An 18520-nucleotide genomic window follows, 5' to 3' on the forward strand; every position below is an offset into this window, starting at 1 on the left:
GCTCTCCCGTCAAGAAAAGCGCTATGGTAGCGCGTTGTGGTGTGATAATCCGTTTCAGAGCCTTTCCAGATAGAAAAAAGGCCCGCATTTGCGAGCCTTTTGCCAGAACGTGAATCGTCAGATTTTACGGAAAATCAGCGAGCCGTTAGTACCGCCGAAGCCGAAGGAGTTACACAGGGTGTACTCCAGACCGCTAACCTGACGCGCCGTGTGGGGCACGAAGTCAAGATCGCAGCCCTCATCCGGATTATCCAGGTTGATGGTCGGCGGGATCGCCTGGTCGCGCAGCGCCAGAATCGAGTAGATAGATTCTACCGCGCCCGCCGCGCCCAGCAGGTGGCCGGTCATCGATTTGGTCGAGCTGACCATAACCGTTTTCGCTGCAGCGCCGAAAATGGTTTTCACCGCCTGCGCTTCCGCTTTGTCACCCGCCGGCGTAGAGGTGCCGTGCGCGTTGACGTAGCCGATCTGCTCTGCCGACAGCTGCGCGTCGCGCAGCGCGTTTTCCATCGCCAGCGCGGCGCCAGCGCCGTTTTCCGGCGGTGACGTCATGTGGTAAGCATCGCTGCTCATGCCGAAACCGACGATTTCCGCATAGATTTTCGCGCCGCGTTTTTTCGCGTGCTCATACTCTTCCAGCACGATAATGCCCGCGCCGTCGCCCAGTACGAAGCCGTCACGATCTTTATCCCACGGACGGCTTGCCGCCTGCGGGTTGTCGTTGCGGGTAGAGAGCGCACGCGCCGCGCCGAAACCACCAACGCCCAGCGGGGTGCTGGCTTTCTCAGCGCCGCCCGCCAGCATCACGTCAGCATCGTTATAGGCGATGATACGCGCCGCATGACCGATGTTGTGCACGCCAGACGTACAGGCGGTAGCGATGGAGATGCTGGGACCTTTCATACCGTACATAATCGTCAGATGGCCGGCGATCATGTTTACGATGGTGGAAGGTACAAAGAACGGGCTGATTTTACGCGGGCCGCCATTGACCAGCGAGGTATGGTTCTCTTCGATCAGACCCAGTCCGCCGATGCCGGAACCAATTGCCGCACCGATGCGTCCAGCGTTTTCTTCGGTCACAACCAGACCCGAATCCTGCATAGCCTGCACGCCGGCAACAATGCCGTATTGGATGAAGTCATCCATCTTGCGCTGATCTTTGCGCGAGATGATTTCATCACAATTGAAATCTCTTACGATGCCAGCAAAACGGGTTGCGTAGGCACTCGTATCAAAATGGTCGATCAGGTTAATGCCGCTCTGACCGGCAAGGAGAGCACTCCAGGTAGACTCTACGGTTTTGCCGACAGGAGACAACATGCCAAGACCGGTCACAACTACACGACGCTTAGACACGTTCGTCCTCCAGGGAGGGGGAATAAAAACTCTAAGGAAATAATATAAAACTCAGGCGGTCGAGTGACCGCCTGAAGATATTCATTAGCCTTGGTGGCTATTGATGTAGTCGATCGCTGCCTGAACGGTAGTGATTTTCTCAGCTTCTTCGTCTGGAATTTCAGTATCAAACTCTTCTTCCAGAGCCATTACCAGCTCAACGGTGTCAAGAGAATCAGCACCCAGGTCTTCAACGAAAGATGCAGAGTTTGTTACTTCGTCCTCTTTCACACCCAGCTGCTCAGCAATGATTTTCTTAACGCGTTGTTCGATATCGCTCATACTATTTAATTTCCTATCAAAACTCGCTTTCGCGATGGTTTTCGTAGTGTATAAAATGTTGAAAAAGATGCAACAAAATCCCGGCTGGTCGAACCACGATTTTACGCTATTTTGCGGTTTTTACCGCAAATAATGCAAATGATTTCGTGAATATCAGACCATGTACATGCCGCCATTGACGTGCAGCGTCTCACCCGTGATGTAGGCTGCTTCGTCAGAGGCTAAGAATGCAACAGCATTGGCGATTTCCTGCGCGTCGCCTAAACGACCTGCAGGAACCTGCGTCAAAATGCCGGAACGTTGATCTTCGCTCAGTGCACGCGTCATGTCCGTCTCAATAAAGCCCGGAGCCACGACGTTTACGGTAATGCCACGTGACGCAACTTCGCGCGCCAGTGATTTGCTAAAGCCAATCAAACCCGCCTTGGCTGCTGCGTAGTTTGCCTGGCCCGCGTTGCCCATGGTGCCAACAACGGAACCGATGGTAATGATACGACCCACACGTTTTTTCATCATGGCGCGCAAAACCGCCTTCGACAGACGGAAGACCGACGTCAGGTTGGTATCAAGAATATCCGCCCATTCGTCATCTTTCATGCGCATTAACAGATTGTCACGCGTAATGCCTGCATTATTGACCAAAATGTCTACTTCGCCAAATTCTGCGCGAACCTTCTCCAGCACGCTGTCGATCGATGCGGGATCGGTCACATTCAGCAGCAGACCTTTGCCGTTATCGCCGAGGTAAGCGCTGATGGCGTCTGCACCGCTTTCGCTTGTCGCGGTGCCGATAACTTTAGCGCCGCGCGCGACCAGCGTTTCAGCGATCGCACGGCCGATGCCGCGGCTCGCGCCTGTTACCAGCGCAACTTTACCTTCAAAGCTCATGTTTATCCTCTTATTCCTGTTCAAGTGCTGCAGAAAGCGACGTCGGGTCGTTAACCGCGGCCGCCGTCAGGCTGTCCACAATGCGTTTGGTCAGACCCGTCAGCACTTTGCCCGGCCCCATCTCCAGCAGTTGGGTAACGCCCTGCGACGCCATAAACTCGACGCTCTCGGTCCAGCGAACCGGGCTATAGAGCTGGCGCACCAGCGCGTGACGGATGGCCGCCGCGTCGCTTTCGCATTTTACGTCAACGTTGTTCACCACCGGAACGGACGGCGCGTTGAACGCAATCTCTTCCAGCGCCACCGCCAGCTTGTCTGCGGCAGGCTTCATCAGCGCGCAGTGCGACGGCACGCTGACCGGCAGCGGCAGCGCGCGCTTGGCACCCGCCGCCTTGCAGGCTGCGCCCGCGCGTTCAACCGCTTCTTTATTCCCGGCGATGACCACCTGGCCCGGCGAGTTAAAGTTGACCGGCGAGACCACCTGGCCCTGCGCGCTCTCTTCACATGCTTTGCGGATAGCGGCGTCGTCCAGACCGATAATCGCCTGCATTGCGCCGGTGCCTTCCGGCACCGCTTCCTGCATCAGCTTGCCGCGCAGCTCCACCAGTTTAATGGCGTCGGCGAAATCAAGCACGCCAGCGCAAACCAGCGCGGAGTATTCGCCAAGGCTATGGCCAGCCATCAGGGTCGGCTGTTTGCCGCCCTGCTGCTGCCAGACGCGATAGATAGCGACCGACGCGGCCAGCAGCGCAGGCTGCGTCTGCCAGGTTTTGTTCAGCTCGTCGGCCGGCCCGTTACTCACCAGCTGCCACAGATCGTATCCCAGCGCGTCAGACGCTTCGCGGAAGGTAGCTTCCACCTGCGGATAGGTTGCAGCCAGCTCAGCCAGCATACCAACGGTCTGTGAGCCCTGACCGGGGAAAACAAATGCAAATTGCGTCATTTTCAGTTCCTGTGAATCAAAAGCGAACCAGCGCAGAACCCCAGGTGAAACCACCACCAAAGGCTTCCAGCAGAATCAGTTGTCCGGGTTTGATACGGCCGTCGCGCACCGCTTCATCGAGCGCGCTGGGCACCGAGGCCGCCGAGGTATTGCCGTGACGGTCCAGCGTGACCACCACTTTATCCATGCCCATACCGAGTTTTTTCGCCGTGGCGCTGATGATGCGCAGGTTAGCCTGATGCGGCACCAGCCAGTCGAGCATTTCGCGATCGAGATTATTAGCCTGCAGGGTTTCGTCAACGATGTGCGCCAGTTCGGTTACGGCGACCTTGAATACTTCGTTGCCGGCCATGGTGAGATAGGCGGGTTCATCCTGCTGCGCGCGATTCTGGTAAGGCAGCGTCAGCAGCTGGCCGTAGCGGCCGTCGGCGTGCAGATGGGTAGAAATGATGCCCTGCTCTTCGCTCGCGCCCAGTACCACTGCGCCTGCGCCATCACCAAACAGGATGATGGTGCCGCGATCGTTGGGATCGAGGGTACGCGCCAGCACGTCGGAGCCAATTACCAGCGCATGTTTGACGGCGCCATTTTTGATGTACTGGTCTGCCACGCTCAGCGCGTAGGTAAAGCCGGCGCAGGCCGCAGCGAGATCGAATGCGGCACAGTCATTAATCCCCAGCATCTGCTGGATCATGCAGGCCGAGCTGGGAAACGCATGGCTGGATGAGGTGGTGGCGACGATAATCAGGCCGATTTCGCTGGCTTCTACGCCCGCCATCTCCAGCGCGCGCTGCGCGGCGGCGAACCCCATGCTGGCCACGGTTTCATCCGGCGCAGCAATACGGCGCTCGCGGATGCCGGTGCGGGTTACGATCCACTCGTCCGAGGTCTCCACCATTTTTTCCAGATCCGCATTTGAACGCACCTGGCTAGGCAAATAGCTGCCCGTACCGATAATTTTGGTAAACATCTAGGCTTTGTCACTCCTGGCTAATACAGCATCAAGGCGCGCGGCGATTCGTTCGGGAACCTGCCGTCGCACCGCCTGCTCTGCCTGTTCTATCGCCACGGTGAAGGCGCGTTGATTGGCCGCACCATGGCTTTTGATCACTGTTCCGCGCAATCCTAACAGACAAGCGCCATTATACTGGTCGGGGTTGAGATGCCCGAAGCGCTGCGCCAGACGTTTCTGAATCCAGCGCCCCAGCAGCTTCAGCCACCATGACCGTTTTTTCCCCTCCCCTGAAGACTTCAGCAGGGAAAGGAACATTCTCACCACGCCTTCCATAGTTTTCAGCGTGACGTTGCCGACGAATCCGTCACACACCAGCACATCTGTCTTGCCGGTAAGCAGGTCGTTGCCTTCCAGGTAACCAATATAGTTAATCTGCCCGGACGCCTTTAGCATGCTGGCGGCGGCGCGTATGCTCTCGAGCCCTTTGGTCTCTTCCTGACCAATATTGAGCAGCGCGACGCGCGGGTTGGCGATCGCTAATACCTCTTCCGCCATCACCGCGCCCATTACGGCAAACTGCACCAGCATATCGCTATCGGAGTCCACGTTAGCGCCTAAATCGAGCACTACCGTTTTACCGCGCTGCTGATGTGGCAGCACGGTCATCAACGCCGGGCGCTCAATGCCGTCCAGCGGTTTTATCATTAATTTCGCCAGCCCCATCAGGGCGCCGGTATTGCCGGCACTGATACAGGCCTGTGCGCGCCCCTCTTTCACCAGCTCCAGCGCAATGCGCATCGAGCTGCCGCGACTGGCGCGGATGGCCTGAGAGGGCCGTGCATCGCTTGCAATAACTGACTCCGCAGGAATGACCTGCAAACGTCCTGTTAAGGAGGAATCCGCTTTGGCAAGCAATGGAGTGATGTCGTCGGGAATGCCGACCAGAAGAAGATTGAGATGCGAATGAGAGGCCAGTGCCTGCAAAGCTGCAGGCACTGTCACGCAGGGACCGAAATCCCCGCCCATGGCATCAATAGCCAGGGTCAAACGTGTCAAAGTATCACCTTGCTAAGCGCAAGTCTTATTTGGTGATAACCTTGCGACCGCGGTAGTAACCATCCGCAGTGATGTGGTGACGCAGATGCGTTTCGCCAGAAACTTTATCTACAGACAGAGTTGCAGTGGTCAGCGCATCGTGCGAACGACGCATGCCACGCTTAGAACGGGTGGGTTTATTCTGTTGTACGGCCATGGACCTTACTCCTATTACTTACGCTTTAAACTGGCTAATACGGCAAATGGGTTTGGTTTTTCCGCCTCTGCAGGCAATTTGCCAAAGACCATGTCCGCCTCGGACACTTCACAGTGTTCAGAATCATGCACCGGAACGACCGGCAGCGCGAGAATGATTTCATCCTCAATCACCGCCAGCAGATCGACTTCGCCAAAATCATCGACGTCGATCGGCTCGTAGGCTTCCGGCAGTGCCTCGGCCTGCTCATCGGTTGAGACAGGACTGAAGCAATAGCTTACGTGGACAGCGTGAGGGAATGTCTGGTTGCAGCGCTGGCAGCGCAATGTAACCTGCACCTCCGCTGTACCTTGCAGTACGGCGAGGCGCTGGCTGTCAACCGCAAACGACATGGTACATTCCACGTCACTGTCCACACTAACAACTGATTCGGCTACGCGCTCCACCTGTTCAGGGGTGTAAACGCCCTGATAATCCAGGCGTTTTTGAGCGGCGCGGACCGGATCCAGCGTCAGGGGTAATTTTACCTTTTGCATAGGGCGCGCATATTAACTTTGTAACGTCATAGAGTCAAAGAAAAAGGCCGTTTCACAGCATCTTTCACCAGTTATTCGCATCCAGTGCGGCGCACAGTTTAAAATGAGTGTCACCAATTCGCCATTACTATTGTGAAAAAATGCCTGTCTCTCTTCTTTTAGCCTCAACCTCGCCTTTTCGCCAGGCGCTGCTGCGTAAACTTGGCCTGCCTTTTATTACCGCTGCGCCAGACGTTGACGAAACGCCCCACGCCGGCGAAGCGGCCGATGCCCTGGTGTCGCGCCTTGCCGTTGCCAAAGCGCAGGCGCTGGCCGCTGACTATCCCGACAGCTGGATTATCGGCTCGGATCAGGTGTGCGTGCTCGACGGCGCGATTACCGGCAAGCCCCATACGCCCGAGCGCGCCTTCGCCCAGCTGCGCCAGGCGAGCGGCAACGCCATCACCTTCTATACCGGGCTGGCGCTTTACCAGCCGCGCAGCGCAACGCTGATGCAGTGCTGCGAACCCTTTGTGGTGCACTTCCGCGATCTCAGCGACCGGGAGATACGCGCCTATATAGAGAAGGAGCAGCCTTTGCAGTGCGCCGGGAGTTTTAAAAGCGAGGGACTGGGCATTTGCCTGTTTGAGCGGCTGGAGGGGCGTGACCCAAATACGCTGGTTGGGCTGCCGCTGATTGCGCTCAGCGGCATGTTGCGGGCGGTCGGCATCACTCCCCTGGAGTAACGCCGACAGCGCGTCAGCCTTTTTGCTGACGCAGCGCCTGCAGGCAGCGCTTGAGTTCGTTATCGAGCGGCGCCTCTAAGCGCAGCGTTTCGCCGCTGCCGGGATGGGTAAAGGTCAGCGCGGCGGCGTGCAGGAAGAGACGACGCAGTCCGGTCGCGGCCAGCTGGCTGTCAAACTCGCGCTCGCCGTAGCGATCGTCGAAAGCGATAGGATGACCGGCATGCAGCGTATGCACGCGGATCTGATGGGTGCGCCCGGTGACCGGACTCGCCTTGACCAGGGTGGCGAAGGCGAAGCGCTCTTCTACTTTAAAGCGCGTTTCCGAGGGTTTGCCCTCGCTGCTGACGCGCACCACGCGCTCGCCGCTCTGCAGGATATTCTTCAGCAGCGGCGCCTGTACGCTCTTGAGGTGTGACGGCCAGCTGCCGCGCACCAGCGCCAGATAATCTTTCTGCATGCCCTTTTCGCGCAGCTGCTCATGCAGCGAACGCAGCGCCGACCGCTTCTTGGCAACCAGCAGCAGGCCGGAGGTGTCGCGGTCAAGGCGATGCACCAGCTCAAGGAAGCGCGCCTCGGGACGCAGCGCGCGCAGCCCTTCGATTACGCCGAAGCTCAGCCCGCTGCCGCCGTGTACCGCCGTGCCTGAAGGCTTGTTCAGCACCAGAATATGGTCATCTTCAAAGATGATCGCCTCGGCCAGCGCCGCCACCTTCTCCAGCTTCGGCGACACCGCCTGCTCTTCGCGCTCGGCGACGCGCACCGGCGGAATGCGCACTTCGTCGCCCTCTTCCAGCTTATATTCTGGCTTGATGCGTTTTTTATTCACCCGCACTTCACCTTTGCGCAGGATGCGGTAAATCATACTTTTCGGCACGCCCTTGAGCTGGGTGCGTAAAAAGTTATCGATGCGTTGTCCGGCATTTTCAGCCGAAATGGCGACAAGCTGTACGCCGGGATTCTCTGTTTTCATGGCGGCGATTCTAAATAGTGTCCTGTGATAGCGCCACCCCTTTTTCTGTGCTTAACTCTCCACTTGTCGCGCGATAAAGCGCAGCGTGCGCTGGCTTTTTCAGCAGCCTGCTCATTCGTCCGACATATTAAGGTGTTATGCATCACTAATCTTCATCTGGCGATAAAAGTCGCCTTGCTATATGAAGGTTAGCAATGGAATAATGCCTGAGTTTCTCGCCTGATGCATTTCAGGCCAGAAAAAGAGCTAATTAGTCATTTTGCCGAATGAAACGGGCACGCAGCAATGGCGTAAGACGTGATGTTAATTCAGGCACTTAGCGGGCTGCGGGTTGCAGCCTGGACGGAAGATTGAAATGCAGGAGTTATCAATTTCTCTCAGGCATTTCAGCGCAACGGCGCTGTTTTTCCTTATGAAAAACAGGCCACCGACGTTATTTGCGCCCCTCGCGCAGTCGACAACCGGGAGGTTGACGTAAGGCACTTAGTCACGGGGCCATCGGTCAGAACTCGTCCAGGGTAACTATGCCCGCAGCTTTATCACTCATGTGAGAATAACGAGTCAGAAACGATGAAAAGAATGTTAATTAATGCAACTCAGCAGGAGGAGTTGCGCGTTGCCCTGGTTGATGGACAGCGCCTGTACGATCTGGATATTGAAAGCCCCGGACACGAACAGAAAAAAGCCAACATCTACAAAGGTAAGATCACCCGCATTGAACCCAGCCTCGAAGCTGCGTTTGTCGATTACGGCGCAGAGCGCCACGGTTTTCTCCCCCTGAAAGAAATCTCCCGCGAATACTTCCCCGCCAGCTACAACTCGCAAGGCCGTCCCAATATTAAAGAGGTGCTGCGCGAAGGTCAGGAAGTGATCGTTCAGATCGATAAAGAAGAGCGCGGCAACAAAGGCGCGGCGCTGACCACCTTTATCTCTCTGGCGGGCAGCTATCTGGTGCTGATGCCGAATAATCCACGCGCAGGCGGCATCTCCCGCCGCATCGAAGGCGACGATCGCACCGAGCTGAAAGAGGCGCTCTCTTCGCTGGAGCTGCCGGACGGTATGGGCCTGATCGTACGCACCGCGGGCGTAGGCAAATCCGCCGACGCGCTGCAGTGGGATCTGAGCTTCCGCCTCAAGCACTGGGAAGCGATTAAAAAAGCCGCTGAAAACCGCCCTGCGCCTTTCCTGATCCATCAGGAAAGCAACGTCATCGTGCGCGCCTTCCGCGACTACCTGCGCCAGGACATCGGCGAAATCCTGATCGACAATCCGAAAGTGCTCGAGCTGGCGCGCCAGCATATCGCCGCGCTCGGCCGTCCCGACTTCAGCAGCAAAATCAAGCTCTATACCGGCGAGATCCCGCTGTTCAGCCATTACCAGATCGAGTCGCAGATTGAGTCCGCCTTCCAGCGCGAAGTGCGCCTGCCGTCGGGCGGCTCTATCGTTATTGACAGCACCGAAGCACTGACCGCCATCGATATCAACTCGGCGCGCGCCACGCGCGGCGGCGATATCGAAGAGACGGCGTTCAACACCAACCTGGAAGCCGCTGATGAGATCGCACGTCAGCTGCGCCTGCGCGACCTGGGCGGTCTGATCGTTATCGACTTTATCGATATGACACCGGTGCGCCACCAGCGCGCGGTGGAGAACCGCCTGCGTGAAGCGGTGCGTCAGGATCGCGCGCGCATTCAGATTAGCCATATTTCGCGCTTCGGCCTGCTGGAGATGTCGCGTCAGCGCCTCAGCCCGTCGCTGGGCGAGTCAAGCCATCACGTCTGTCCGCGCTGTAGCGGCACCGGCACCATCCGTGACAACGAATCGCTGTCGCTGTCGATTCTGCGCCTGATTGAAGAAGAAGCGCTGAAAGACAACACCAAAGAAGTTCACGCTATCGTTCCGGTTCAGATCGCCTCTTACCTGCTGAACGAAAAACGTGAAGCGGTAAATGCGATTGAGAAACGCCAGGGCGGCGTCCGCGCGATTATCGTGCCGGACGATCGCATGGAGACGCCGCACTACTCCGTGCTGCGCGTGCGTAAGGGCGAAGAGACGCAGACCCTCAGCTATCACCTGCCGAAGCTGCATGAAGCCGAAATGGCGATGCCGTCGGAAGAGGAGCACGCCGAGCGCCGTCGTCCTGAGCAGCCTGCACTGGCCGCCTTTGTTATGCCTGACGCGCCGCCGGTGCCGACCGAAACCCCGGCCGAGCAGCCTAAAGCCGCCGAAAAGCAGCCTGACGCTAAACCGGCCGCCGCAGCGCCAGCCGCCGCCAGCGGTACCGGCTTCTTCAGCCGTCTGCTGAAAAAACTGTTCGGCAACGACCAGCCCGCTCCGGCACCAGCCGCAGAAGCGACGCCAGCGCCGCAGGCCAGCAGCGAAGCAGGCGACAGCAGCGCCAAAGAAGAGCGCGGCGAGCGTCGCAACAACCGCCGCAACAACAACAACCGTCGTGAGCGTACGCCGCGCAACGGCGACAACCGCGAGCCGCGTGAAAATCGCGAACCGCGCGAAAGCCGTGAGCCGCGTGAAAGCCGTGAGCCGCGTGAAAACCGCGAGCCGCGCGCCAGCCGCGAGCCGCGTGAAAACCGCGAGCCGCGCGACAATGATGCGCGTCGCAGCAAGCGCCAGGAGGCGTCACAGAACGAAGCGCGCGAAGAGCGTAGCCCTGTTCTGAGCGACGAAGCGCGCCAGCAGCGCGAAGAGCAGCAGCAGCAGCGCCGCGAACAGCGTGCCGAGCGCCAGCGCCGTCGTCAGGAAGAGAAACGCGCGCAGCAGGAAGCGAGCAAAGCCGTTGAGCCAGCCGTTGCTGATATCGCCGAGACCCCGGAAGCGCAGGATGATGAGCGCGTTCAGGTTATGCCGCGCCGCAAGCCGCGCCAGCTGACGCAGAAAGTGCGTATCGGCGGTGAGAGCGAGCAGCCGGCAGCGGAAGTCGTTGAGACGCAGCCAGAGGCTGTACGCAGCGCGCCGCAGAGCGAAGAGCCCGCACTGGTCGAACAGGATGAGGCGGAAAACCGCGACAACGGCAATATGCCACGCCGCTCGCGCCGTTCGCCGCGCCACCTGCGCGTCAGCGGTCAGCGTCGTCGTCGCTATCGTGATGAGCGTTACCCGAGCGAGTCCGCCATGCCGCTGGCCGCCGCCGCCGCGTCGCCAGAGATGGCCTCCGGCAAAGTCTGGGTACGCTATCCGGTTGCTCAGCCAGCAGAGATGCAGGAACCGCAGCAGGATGCGCCGCACAACAGCCAGCAGGAGACCGCAGGCGCTATCGCGCTGCCGGCCGCCGCTGCTGAAGCTGCGCCGTCTGTCGCTGAGGCTGCGCCACAGGTGAATGTGGCTCAGGCAGAGCAGGCAGACGTTGCTAAAGCAGAGCCGGCTGAAAAGCTGCAGCAGGCAGAGGTAGCCGAAGCAGAGCCAGCTGGCGATGTGAAACAGGCTGAGGTTGCTGAAGCACAGCAGGCTGAAAACCAGCAGCAGGCAAATGTGGCTGAAGCACAGCCAGCTGACGCTGTGCAACAGGCTGAACCGCAGGCGGAAACGCCGGTCACGCTGGTGAATACCGATAACACCGCGCCGATTGAGGCGCCGGTCGATCGTCAACCAGCCGTTATCCCGGCCGCTGCCGAAGCCGTCGCGGACGCCATCGCCGGGCAGGCTGTTCCAGCCGCGCCGGTTGCTGAAGAAGCGACGCCAGCCGCCGCCACTGAGATCGCCGCTGAGTCGGCGCACGACGTGACGCCGGAAGCTGAAGCGCAGGTTGAGGAAGTGCTGAACGCGCCGGTTGCGGCGGAGAGCAAACCTGAGCCGATCAGCGAGCCGCATGCGCCCGTTCCGGCACGCGACGCCGCGCCGCAGAAGAGTGCGCCGCAGCAAGAAGCCGTCCGCTTTACGCATCACGCCTCCGCGCCGATGACTAAAGCCCCGGCTCCTGCCTGGCAGCCAGAGCCAGCGCGTCACAGCGACTGGGTGCGTTCACCTTTCGCCTTTGAAGGCAAAGGCGCCGCAGGCGGTCACAGCGCGACCCATCAGGCCACCGCTCCGGCGACCCGACCTGAAAGCGCGTAATCACCCGACGCGACTGACAAAAAACCCCGGCTTGCCGGGGTTTTTTATTTCTACGGGCAAAAAAAATCCCACGATACCGGTCAGGGTCGTGGGACAAAAATGAGCATGTCCGGTTCAGGCATGCTCGAATAGGGTCTTATCAGGCGTTGAGCTGGAACAGCGACATCTTCGACATATCGGTAAAGGTCTTATAAGAGGCCTGTAGCGCCGTCTGCTGCATGGTGTAGCTGGAGATAGCTGAGGTGTAGTCGGTGTCGACCAGGTCGCTCATTTCGCTGCTCAGGATAACGTCGCGATTGCCGCCCTGCCCATCCAGCGCGCTCAGTTCAGAGAGCTGAGTACCGATCTCGGCGCGTACGGTCAGCACGTTGTTCAGCGAGTTGCCGAGGCCGCGGTTGGTTTTATCCATCGCATCCTGGAACGTCTTTTTCGCGGCGTCGTCGGCGTTCGCCTGCGGCGTTTTCAGCGCGGCGATGGCGCTGTCGAGCATATTAAAAATATTGGTTTCGCTGGCGCTGCCGTCCGGCTCCTTAGTGGCGTTGCCGGTGATGGACATAAAGATATCGTCACCGGTGTGCCCTACGGTCATGGTGCGGCTGGTATCAACCTTCTGCGTAATGGCGTCGCTGCCGCCCGCATAGGTAACGGCACCGCTGCCGTTGTCGACAAAAGGCGCGCTGTCGGTTTTATAACCGGCAAAGATATAGCGGCCGTTGCCGTCTTTGCTGTTCGCCAGGTTCATCAGCTGCGAGCGCAGGCCCTCCAGCTGGGTGGCGATAGAGCCGCGGTCGTCGTCGCTCAGCGTGCCGGTCGAGCCGTACACGATCAGCGTCTGTGCATCCTGAATCGTGCTGGTCACGCCGCCGAGGGCGTTCTCTTCCATCGACAGGCCCTGGTTGGCGAAGGTGCGCGCCAGCGCGTACTGGCTGCTCTGCGCCTGGCTCTGCGCCAGCACCACCGAGCGTGACGCGGCGATAGGATCGTCTGACGGATTGTTAACGCGGCGGCCGCTGGAGAGCTGCTCGCCCACTTTCAGCCAGGAGGATTGCGAATCACTGATGCCGCGCACCTGCTGGTTAAAAATCATGTTTGTACTGAGTCGCATGGTTCTTTTCCTTAGCGGATATTAAGCAGCGCGTCGAAAATCGAGCTGGCGGTTTGCAGCACCTGCGCGTTCGCCATGTAGTACTGCTGATATTTGGTCAGGTTGGCGTACTCTTCGTCCAGGTTAACGCCAGAGACCGACTGCTGGCGATCGGTCAGCTGGGTCACGACGTTTTTCTGCGTGGTGCTGGTGGTTTCCAGGGTGCTGGTTTTGTTGCCGACGGTGCTGACGATGCTGGCGTAGGCCTGCGACAGCGTAGAATTGCCGTTCACCAGCTTCGCATCCTGCAGCGCCAGCAGCTTCTGGGCGTTGCGGTTGTCGCTCGCGCCGCCCGTTGCGCCTGCGGCAGCAATTTGCGACTCGTCGGTAATGGCAACGGACATATCGCCGATGACGTTCTGTACCGGCTTCACCAGGAAGCTGTCCTGTGCGCTCGGCGTGCCGTTTACGGTCAGCTGCAGCCCGTCAAAGCTCAGCGTGGCGTTGCCGGACGCGTCGGTGCCCGCCGTGGCGGTGATTTTTACGTTGTCAGAGGCGCGCGTAACGTTCCAGCTGCTGCCGTCGTAGCTGACGGTATAGTTAGAGGCTTTCAGGGCGCTGGTATCGGTCCAGGCCGCCGTCACGGTGGTGGCGGAGCTGTTTTTGCTGTTGCTCAGCACCGTCGGGCTGCCGATGGTGAAAAAGTCGCTGCCCTGATCGCCGTTGCTGTCGTAGCCCTGCTTGTGCACCTCGTTGAAGCTGGTGGTAAAGGCGGCCGCCAGCTGACCCAGCTGGTTCTGTGCGGCATCGAGATCCTGCGAGCGGAAAGCCAGCAGGCCCCCTAACGAGCCGGTGGTAATGTTCCTGTCGGCGATCTCGACGTTGCCTGCGCTGTTATCCACATAGCCAACCGCGGTACGCGTTGGATCGCTGGCGGAAGGCATGGTCACCAGGCTGGTGGCTTTGTTGCCGTTGACCAGCGTCAGGCTGCCCATCGAGACGATATAGTTGCCGTCCTGTTTAGAGACGCTCACCCCGACGATATTATTCAGGCTGTTCACCAGCTGGTCGCGCTGATCCAGCAGATCGTTCGGCTGCGCGCCGCTTGCGGTGCTGAGCTTGCCGATCTGCTTGTTGAGGTTGGCGATCTGGCTGGTATAGGTGTTGATCTGATCGACGTTCGAGCCGATATCGGTATTAACGCTGTTCTGCATATTGGTCAGATACTGCGCGGTGGTCTGGAACTGATTCACCAGCCCCTGGGCATTGCTCAGCATCGACTGACGCGCCGACGGATCGTTAGCGTTGCTCACCACGTTCTGCAGGTTGGTAAAGAAACCCTGAATCGACGTTGAGAGGCTGGTGGTCGAGGTAGAGAGCAGATCGTCAATATTGGAGATTTGCGAATACTGAGTGTTGGCCGCGCTGTAGGTGGCGCTGGAACCGCGCAGCTGCGCCGTAATGAACTCATCATATTCGCGCTGCACGCCGGTAACGCTGGTGCCGTTGCCGTAGTAGCTGCTGCCCTGCAGGGTGCTGTTGGCCTGCGACAGCAGAATGGTCTGACGCGAGTAGCCCGCGACCGTGTAGTTGGTGATGTTGTTGCTGGTGGTGCTCAGCGCCGCCTGTGCGGCGCTCAGCCCACTCATCGCAGAGTTTATTATGCTGGACATCTCGGTTCCTTTCTTTCCCGTTAAGCGGGCTGGCAGTAATCAATGCTCGCCCGTGCGCGAAAACGCGTCTGGCATCTGCTGATATTATCGGCAAGCCTGAGTGAAACTTGAGGCTGAGCCGCTAGAAGAGGTCGTTTAAATCTTTGCTGTACGCCTTCACTACTTTCTCGCCCATGTTTTTGAATTGCTGGATCATTCCCACCAGCTTCTGCGCATATTTCGGATCGGTGGCGTAACCGGCGGCCTGCAGCGCGTGCGCGCCCTGCTCGGCGGTCTGCGCGCTGGTAACGGCGGCGTAGCGAGGGTTGTTCGAAAGCAGTTTGACGTAGTCGGTAAGCGCCTCGAAATAGGAGTGGTAGACGCGGAAGCTGGCGCGCACCTTCTTCGCCTCGCCCTGCTCATATTCCGTGGTCATAATATCGGTGCTCTCGCCTTTCCAGTTGCCGCTCGCCTTGATGCCGAACACGTTATAGCTCGGCTTGCCGTCGCGGGTCAGGATCTGGCGCTGGCCCCAGCCCGACTCCAGCGCCGCCTGCGCCAGAATCAGGTGGTGCGGAATGCCGCTCTGGGCGCTGGCAGCCTGGGCCGGCTGCGCCAGCTGGGCGATAAACTCGCTGCTGTCGGCCGGCAGGTTGGTCGGGGATACCGGCAGACGCGGCAGCGCCTTGCGTACCATCTGCTCCAGCTGGCTGGAGGGCGCCGCGCTGTAGATAAAGCTGTCGTCGAGTGGCATCGGCACGGTGCCGGCGCGCTCGTCGGGCGCCTGCGCCGGCTGCATCTGTTTTACAATCAGATCGGCCATGCCGAGGCCGCGCCTGCCGATCTCCTGCGCAATCTGCTGATCGTACATCGAAGTAAACATTTTGCTCGACTCGCTGCTGAAGATACCGTCCTGCGGCAGCGCTTCGCGCATGCTCTTCATCATCATCTGCACAAACATTCCCTCGACCTGCCTGGCCACCTGTAGCGCTTTGCCTTTCGGATCCGTGTTGGCTTCGCGCTTCAGGTCGTTTAGCGAGCGGCTGTCAAAAGCCGCCTTCGTCAGCGATTGCATATCCATCGTCAGATAATTTCCAGTTTGGCGCGCAGGCAGCCTGCGCTCTGCATCGATTGCAGAATCGACATCAGCTCGATGGGCGATGCACCCAGCGCATTGAGCGCGCGCACCACGTTGTTCAGGTTGGCGCTGGCGTTGACGCGCTGCAGTGCCCCGCCGCTCTGGCGCAGATCGATCTGCGTCTGCGGCGTCACCACCGTCTGACCGCCGCCAAACGGCGTATTCGGCTGGCTGACGTTCTGCGACTGGTTGACCGTGACCGACAGGTTGCCCTGCGCCACCGCACAGCTGTTCAGCGTCACTTCGCGGTTCATTACCACAGAGCCGGTGCGCGAGTTGATGATCACTTTGGCATCTTCAATCGGGATCGAGACGTCGATATTCAGGATCTCCGCCAGCAGGCGGACCTGCGAGCTGTTGTTGGGCGAGACGCGCACCTGTACGGTACGGGCGTCGAGCGCCGTCGCCGCGCCGTAGCCGCCGCGACCGTTGATGGAGTCGGCGATACGCTGCGCCATGGAGAAATCTTCATTGTTCAGCTGCAGGTTCAGGGTGTTCTGGCTGCCGAAGTTGCTCTGCAGTTCACGCTCGACGGTGGCGCCGCCGGTGATGCGGCCGCCGTTAAGCTGGTTGACCTGCACGCTGCTGCCGCCCGCCGACGCGCCTGCGCCGCCGACCAGGATATTGCCCTGCGCCAGCGCGTAGACCTGGTTGTCGACGCCCTTCATTGGCGTCATGACCAGGGTGCCGCCGCGCAGGCTTTTGGCGTTGCCCAGCGAGGAGACCACCACGTCGATGGTCTGTCCCTGACGGGCGAAGGCCGGCAGCTGCGCCGTCACCATGACCGCCGCGACGTTTTTCAGCTGCATGTTGGTGCCCTGCGGCACGGTAATGCCGAGCTGGGAGAGCATGTTGCTGACGGTTTGCGTGGTGAACGGCGTCTGGGTGGTCTGGTCGCCGGTGCCGTCGAGGCCCACTACCAGGCCGTAGCCGATCAGCTGGTTGTCGCGCACGCCCTGCACGCTGACCAGATCGCGGATGCGATCCGCATGGGCGTTCAGGCAGAGGCCGAGCGTCAGGCTCAGGCCGAGCAGTAAACTTTTCACACTTTTCATCATGACCTCATTACATCGGCGAGATGTTCAGGAAGAAACGCTGGAACCAGCCCATGGTCTGCGCTTCATTGATATAGCCATTGCCGACATATTCGATACGGGCATCAGCCACCGCCGTCGACAGCACCGAGTTGCTGGCGCTGATGGTGCGCGGGTTCACTACGCCAGAGAAGCGAATAAATTCGGTGCCCTGGTTGATCTCGATCTGCTTCTCACCGACCACGCGCAGGTTGCCGTTCGACAGAACCTGATTCACGGTGACAGTAATGGTGCCGGTAAAGGTGTTGTTGGCGGTTGCGCCGCCTTTGCCAGCGAAATCGTTTTTGCCGTTGGCGCCGACGTTGGCTTTCGAGCCGTCTGCGCCCACCAGGCCGTTCAGGCCGGTCGGAATAGCGTCGAGACCGAAGCTGGCGCTGCCGTCGCGCGTCGCGTTGGCTGACGAGCTCTTGCTGGCGCTGACGTTCTCCTGCAATACGATAGTGAGCGTATCGCCGATATTGCGCGGACGACGGTCCTCAAACAGCGGCTGATAGCCGTAGTTGAGCGGCGCGACGCCCTGAAAAATAGAGCCGTTGACCACCGGCGGCGCGGAAGGCAGCGGCTGCGCCGTCGTTGCCCCTTCCACCAGCGGCGTGCGCGGCACTAACGCACAACCGTTAAGAGTCAGCAGCATTGCCGCCGCCAACCAATGTCCAGGCTTTATATTCAGTTGCTTCGCCACGGAGTCACGACCTTATAGATGTGTTGACTTCAGGCCAGCCAGCGCTGGCCCTGATAACCGCAATTAAATCTGCGTTAATTTCTGCAGCATTTGATCGGAGGTGCTGATCGCTTTGCTGTTGATTTCATAAGCGCGCTGCGTCTGGATCATCGTGACCAGCTCTTCCGCCACGTTGACGTTAGAGGTTTCCACAAAGCCCTGATAGAGCAGGCCTGCGCCGTTCTGGCCTGGCGTGCTCTGGGTCGGCGCGCCTGACGCCTGAGTCTCCTGGTAGAGGTTCTCACCCATGCTGTCGAGGCCGGCGTCGTTAATAAAGGTGCTGAGGGTCAGCTGTCCCACCTGCGCCGGGTTAGTCTGTCCCTGCTGCGTCACGCTCACCACGCCGTCGCGCGAGATGGTGATGCTGGTGGCGTTGGCCGGAATGGTGATCCCCGGCTGCACCGGATAGCCGGCGTTGTTAACCAGCTGACCGTTCTGGTCCACCTGGAACGAGCCGTCGCGGGTGTAGGCAGAGGTGCCGTCCGGCAGCTGCACTTCAAAGTAGCCCTGACCGTTGATCGCCACATCTTTGGAGTTGCTGGTCTGCGACAGGTTGCCCTGGGTATGCAGGCGCTCGGTGGTGACCGGGCGCACGCCGGTGCCGATCTGCAGGCCCGACGGCAGCGTAGTCTGCTCCGAGGACTGCGTGCCCGGCTGACGCAGGGTCTGGTACATCAGGTCTTCAAACACCGCGCGCGAACGTTTAAAGCCGTTGGTGCTGACGTTCGCCAGGTTGTTGGAGATCACGTCCATATTGGTTTGCTGGGCGTCAAGACCGGTTTTGGCGATCCATAAAGAACGAATCATTTTTTTT

Annotated in this window: 17 protein-coding genes; 2 read left to right on the forward strand and 15 right to left on the reverse strand. The window is 59.4% G+C overall.

Annotation, left to right across the window (positions count from 1 at the left end; translation table 11 throughout):
* Positions 1-117: 117 nt before the first annotated feature.
* The 8 genes from fabF to yceD form a co-directional block, all read right to left on the reverse strand.
* Complete coding sequence (gene fabF / locus LB453_RS14730; protein ID WP_103795466.1) at positions 118-1359, reverse strand: beta-ketoacyl-ACP synthase II; 1242 nt, start codon at positions 1357-1359, stop codon at positions 118-120.
* Positions 1360-1443: 84 nt separating this feature from the next.
* Complete coding sequence (gene acpP / locus LB453_RS14735) at positions 1444-1680, reverse strand: acyl carrier protein (RefSeq protein ID WP_025901771.1); 237 nt, start codon at positions 1678-1680, stop codon at positions 1444-1446.
* Between the two features lie 153 nt (positions 1681-1833).
* The gene (gene fabG, locus LB453_RS14740) at positions 1834-2568 is read right to left on the reverse strand and encodes a 3-oxoacyl-ACP reductase FabG (RefSeq protein ID WP_103795465.1); all 735 of its coding nucleotides are present in this window, start codon (positions 2566-2568) and stop codon (positions 1834-1836) included.
* 10 nt (positions 2569-2578) lie between these two features.
* Positions 2579-3511, reverse strand: a complete 933-nt coding sequence (gene fabD, locus LB453_RS14745) for an ACP S-malonyltransferase (protein WP_103795464.1) — start codon at positions 3509-3511, stop codon at positions 2579-2581.
* Positions 3512-3527: 16 nt separating this feature from the next.
* Entirely contained in the window at positions 3528-4481 is a 954-nt protein-coding gene (locus LB453_RS14750; protein WP_103795463.1) for a beta-ketoacyl-ACP synthase III, read from the reverse strand.
* A complete protein-coding gene (gene plsX, locus LB453_RS14755) occupies positions 4482-5522 on the reverse strand; it encodes a phosphate acyltransferase PlsX (protein WP_103795462.1) in 1041 nt (346 codons plus the stop codon).
* Between the two features lie 25 nt (positions 5523-5547).
* Complete coding sequence (gene rpmF, locus LB453_RS14760; RefSeq protein ID WP_017348070.1) at positions 5548-5718, reverse strand: 50S ribosomal protein L32; 171 nt, start codon at positions 5716-5718, stop codon at positions 5548-5550.
* 14 nt (positions 5719-5732) lie between these two features.
* A complete protein-coding gene (gene yceD, locus LB453_RS14765) occupies positions 5733-6254 on the reverse strand; it encodes a 23S rRNA accumulation protein YceD (RefSeq protein WP_103795461.1) in 522 nt (173 codons plus the stop codon).
* Positions 6255-6394: 140 nt separating this feature from the next.
* Between yceD and LB453_RS14770 the strand changes: the two genes are divergently transcribed.
* Positions 6395-6979, forward strand: coding sequence for a Maf family protein (locus LB453_RS14770; RefSeq protein WP_103795460.1), 585 nt, complete (start codon positions 6395-6397; stop codon positions 6977-6979).
* A 13-nt stretch (positions 6980-6992) separates the two neighbouring features.
* Here LB453_RS14770 and rluC read toward each other — a convergent pair whose 3' ends face one another.
* Positions 6993-7949, reverse strand: coding sequence for a 23S rRNA pseudouridine(955/2504/2580) synthase RluC (gene rluC, locus LB453_RS14775; protein WP_103795459.1), 957 nt, complete (start codon positions 7947-7949; stop codon positions 6993-6995).
* Between the two features lie 570 nt (positions 7950-8519).
* Between rluC and rne the strand changes: the two genes are divergently transcribed.
* A complete protein-coding gene (gene rne / locus LB453_RS14780) occupies positions 8520-12017 on the forward strand; it encodes a ribonuclease E (protein WP_103795458.1) in 3498 nt (1165 codons plus the stop codon).
* Between the two features lie 139 nt (positions 12018-12156).
* Here the strand turns inward: rne and flgL are convergent, their stop codons facing one another.
* The 6 genes from flgL to flgG all read right to left on the reverse strand — a co-directional run bounded on the left by flgL (position 12157) and on the right by flgG (position 18513).
* Complete coding sequence (flgL, locus tag LB453_RS14785) at positions 12157-13122, reverse strand: flagellar hook-associated protein FlgL (RefSeq protein ID WP_103795457.1); 966 nt, start codon at positions 13120-13122, stop codon at positions 12157-12159.
* Between the two features lie 11 nt (positions 13123-13133).
* Positions 13134-14774, reverse strand: a complete 1641-nt coding sequence (gene flgK, locus LB453_RS14790; protein WP_103795456.1) for a flagellar hook-associated protein FlgK — start codon at positions 14772-14774, stop codon at positions 13134-13136.
* 121 nt (positions 14775-14895) lie between these two features.
* Positions 14896-15834, reverse strand: coding sequence for a flagellar assembly peptidoglycan hydrolase FlgJ (gene flgJ / locus LB453_RS14795; RefSeq protein ID WP_103795455.1), 939 nt, complete (start codon positions 15832-15834; stop codon positions 14896-14898).
* 2 nt (positions 15835-15836) lie between these two features.
* Complete coding sequence (locus LB453_RS14800; protein ID WP_374044218.1) at positions 15837-16937, reverse strand: flagellar basal body P-ring protein FlgI; 1101 nt, start codon at positions 16935-16937, stop codon at positions 15837-15839.
* Between the two features lie 19 nt (positions 16938-16956).
* Positions 16957-17619 (reverse strand): flagellar basal body L-ring protein FlgH, encoded by a 663-nt coding sequence (locus LB453_RS14805; protein WP_253296959.1) that lies wholly within the window; start codon positions 17617-17619, stop codon positions 16957-16959.
* Between the two features lie 111 nt (positions 17620-17730).
* Positions 17731-18513 carry a flagellar basal-body rod protein FlgG gene (gene flgG, locus LB453_RS14810; RefSeq protein WP_103795452.1) on the reverse strand — a complete coding sequence of 261 codons (783 nt, stop codon included), beginning with the start codon at positions 18511-18513 and terminating at the stop codon, positions 17731-17733.
* Positions 18514-18520: the final 7 nt, after the last annotated feature.

This window comes from Pantoea agglomerans (assembly GCF_020149765.1).
GTDB classification, from domain to species: Bacteria; Pseudomonadota; Gammaproteobacteria; order Enterobacterales; family Enterobacteriaceae; genus Pantoea; species Pantoea alvi.